The sequence below is a fragment of the Micromonospora sp. NPDC049257 genome (assembly GCF_040678915.1).
Classification (GTDB): domain Bacteria; phylum Actinomycetota; class Actinomycetes; order Mycobacteriales; family Micromonosporaceae; genus Micromonospora; species Micromonospora antibiotica.
The window spans coordinates 1-3,275 of sequence record NZ_JBFAQU010000033.1 but is presented as its reverse complement, the minus strand read 5'-3'; the positions used below and the strand labels follow the sequence as shown (position 1 = coordinate 3,275).

The 3,275-nt window shown below is 70.2% G+C and carries 4 protein-coding genes; all 4 read right to left on the bottom strand.

The window, feature by feature from the left end:
* Nucleotides 1-1,784 (bottom strand): tetratricopeptide repeat protein (locus AB0K25_RS28825; protein ID WP_363823744.1); only part of this gene is annotated, 1,784 nt, incomplete at its 3' end.
* 267 nt (nt 1,785-2,051) lie between these two features.
* Nucleotides 2,052-2,582 (bottom strand): GNAT family N-acetyltransferase, encoded by a 531-nt coding sequence (locus AB0K25_RS28820; RefSeq protein ID WP_308291117.1) that lies wholly within the window; start codon nt 2,580-2,582, stop codon nt 2,052-2,054.
* Nucleotides 2,582-2,797, bottom strand: coding sequence for a biotin/lipoyl-binding carrier protein (locus AB0K25_RS28815; RefSeq protein WP_145921537.1), 216 nt, complete (start codon nt 2,795-2,797; stop codon nt 2,582-2,584). The genes AB0K25_RS28820 and AB0K25_RS28815 overlap by 1 nt, the downstream gene beginning before the upstream one ends.
* Nucleotides 2,798-2,953: 156 nt before the next feature.
* The gene (locus AB0K25_RS28810; protein ID WP_363823742.1) at nt 2,954-3,271 is read right to left on the bottom strand and encodes a hypothetical protein; all 318 of its coding nucleotides are present in this window, start codon (nt 3,269-3,271) and stop codon (nt 2,954-2,956) included.
* Nucleotides 3,272-3,275 lie beyond the last annotated feature (4 nt).

Here is a 3,275-nt window from a genome sequence, read left to right as displayed (position 1 = left end):
GCCTCGGTGTGGCCGGTGTCGGCTGCACGCCGATACCACTGCTCCGCCTCATCTTGGCTGCCGCGCTGTTCAAGCAGAACGCCCAGGTTGCTCATCGCGCGGGTGTGGCCGGTGTCGGCTGCGCGCCGATACCACTGTTCCGCCTCCTCCTGACGATCACCGCGCTGGGCAAGCAGAACGCCCAGGTTGAACATCGCGCCGGTGTCGCCGCTGTCGGCTGCGCGCCGGAGCCACTGTTCCGCCTCCTCCTGACGATCACCGCGCTGGGCAAGCAGAACGCCCAGGTTGCTCATCGCGCGGGTGTGGCCGGTGTCGGCTGCGCGCCGATACCACTGTTCCGCCTCCTCCTGACGATCACCGCGTTGTTCAAGCAGAACGCCCAGGTTGAACATCGCGCGGGTGTCGCCGGTGTCGGCTGCGGTGCGCCATGCCTGTTCGGCGATGTCTAACCGTTGGGTGAAATAGGCATGAGTGCCGATGGTGGCGGCTTGGCGGGTGGTGGCGATGGTGAGCAGGGTGTTCCAGACCTGGTCGGGGACGGGCGTGGCGGCGAGGGGGCCTTGGCCGGTGGTGGTGCGGTCGAGGAGATAGTCGGAGGCGGTGTAGGTGTCGTTCTCGTGGGGCAGGAGGCAGGAGCTGGCGCCGAGGACCCGTTCGCACGCCCATTGGAGTCCTTGAGTGATGGTGGGTAGATCGGCGCGGTGTCTCCAGGCGGGGGACAGGTAGGGGCGGTAGAGCCTGGCGAGGATGTCGCGGGGGACGGGGATGGTGTAGCCGGCGCGGCGGCAGTCCACTGCGGCGCTGATGAGGGCGTGTCCGACCTCGAACGAGGGGCCGTCGCCGACTGACCAGCGGTGCATCATGGCCGGGCCGGCGGCGAGGTATTCGGCGAACCCGACCCCGGCGGTTAGCGCAGCCGTGATCCGGTCGTCGCCAGTGGCCTCGGCGGCGGTGCGCTCGGAGTCGGTGAGGTGCTGACCGACCGGGATGCGACGTCGGCCGCGGATCTGGGCCACCAGTTTCGCCGCAGCCTCGTCCAGCCCGGCTGTGATGAGTTCTTGGCCTTGGCCGCCTCGGGTGGCGGCGTGGTCGAGGCGGGATAGTTCCTCGTCGCGGATGGTGGCCACCACCACCACGTCGGCCCGCCCGGAGGGGCACAGACGTTGAAGTAGCGCCTGGTCGATGCCTCCGGGGGTGAGGAAGCGCTCCAGGTCGTCGAGCCACACGACCGCATCGCTGATCGGATAGCCGGCCTCGACCAGATCTCTCAGCGCCCCTGCGTACGCCGGGGTGAGTAGCTGGTGGTGCGGGCGGAGGCGGTGGATGGCCTCGAACGCGCTGCGGCTCTTGCCGGCGGCTGCCTTGCCGTGCAGCAGCACGATCCCGCCTTCGGCGATGGCCCATTCCAGATCATCGTCACCAGTGCGGGGAACGTAGCGAGGAAGGTCCTGGTCATGGCGGTCGGTGGTATCGATGGCAGGTTTGACGCCCAGGTCCAGCGGGTCGACCTGCTCCACCAACGGCGGCCGTCCGTCGTCGCGAAGATGCAGCAGGCACCCGAGGGGCACGGACTCAGTCGGGCTGGCGGTGCCGGGTTTTTTGCCTGGTCGCGCCGTGCGCCAGCCGACCACCAGCCCTACCGCTCCGAGGAGCCCGAAACCGATGCTGGTGATTTTCTCAGCCCGGTCCAGACCTTGCTTCACCAGGAAGTACACCACCGGGACAACGACTGCGACCGAGGAGAACAGCAACACGATCTGGCGGAGTCGTCGCCGCACCGACATGAAGGCCACACGTCATTCTGAAGGTGACCGGCAAGAAGCGCAGACCCGCCATCTCACCCACGCTAGCCCGCCCATCAGCTGAGAGCATTCTCGACCTCAGCCAGGCGTAGACGGCGTGCTCGTCTTCTTCAGGCGTCACGGGTGGCCAACGAAGATGACGGCCGCCGATGTCGGGTGCTCCGAGCACGACGGGCAGCGCATGGCCCGATGTGACGAGGGGTGCGACGCCGTCCACGGCCAGGCGGCGGGCAGACCGGTGCGACCCGGTCAGGCCGGGCCGGCGGGCAGGGCCATGCGCAGGGCGAGCAGGTCGACGCCGGGCAGCGGAGACCAGTCCCGCTCCGGGGTACGCACGAAGCCGAGCCCCGCGTACAGCCGGTGGGCGGCGTCGGCGAGCCCGCTGCGGACGCAGATGACCATCGCCGAGCAGCCCTGGTCCACGGCCCGGGACAGGCAGGCCCGGACCAGCGCCGCGCCCGCGCCCCGGCCCTGGGCGGCCGGGTCCACCGCCAACATCCGGAACTCCGCCTCACCCGGCCGGGACAGCTCCGCGTACGGGCTGCCGGGCAGCACGTAGGTGACCGAGCCGAGCACGGCACCGGTCGGCTCGTCGACGGCGACCAGGATCTCGCCGTGCTCCGCCCGGCCGGCCACGTCGGCCAGCACCCCGCCGTAACCGTTCTCGCCCTTGAGCTGGCCGTCGGCCTCGTAGGCGGCGACGGTCAGCCGGGCCACCGCCGGAAACTCGGCCGGCCCGGCCCGCCGGACCAGCAGCCCGGTCGACCGGTCGCCGGGAATCAACCGATCACCGCGATCAGGTCACCGTCCTGCACCACGTCGCCCTCGTTGACCGCGAGCTGCTCGACCACCCCGTCGGACTCGGCGACGACCGGGATCTCCATCTTCATCGACTCCAGGATCACCAACGTGTCCCCCTCGGAGACGGTGTCACCGGTCGACGCCACGACCTTCCACACGTTGGCCACCATCTCGGCGCGGATCTCCTCGGCCATCACGGCCCTCCCTCTCCACCGGGTGTGTCTGCGTCGGTATCCAATCACGTGCCGCCCCCGCGCGGGCGACGAGCGCCGACACCGGCCAGGCCACGCCCACCGACGTACCGCTGCCGCCCCGGCGCACGACGGCGGGTGCCGGCCGCACTAGCATCATCAGGTCGGACCCCGACGCCGGGAGGACCGGCGGCGTGCCCCGACGTCCAGGGTCGCCGCAGCAGGGGTCGGACCCATCACGAGGAGGTCAGCATGGCGAAGAAGGCCCGTAAGAAGAAGGCCCGTAAGAAGAGCGGCGCGAACCACGGCAAGCGCCCCAACTCCTGAGTCGTCCCGGCGGTCCACCGCCGCGACGCCAGGGCCGGCCGGAGCCGGACACACCGGTGCCCGCAGATCCGCCTCGATCCGGCCGGGCGACCAGGTGGTCATGTCGTCGTGGTGCATGCTGTGGTTTCCCAGCCGGTGACCGTCGGCCACGATC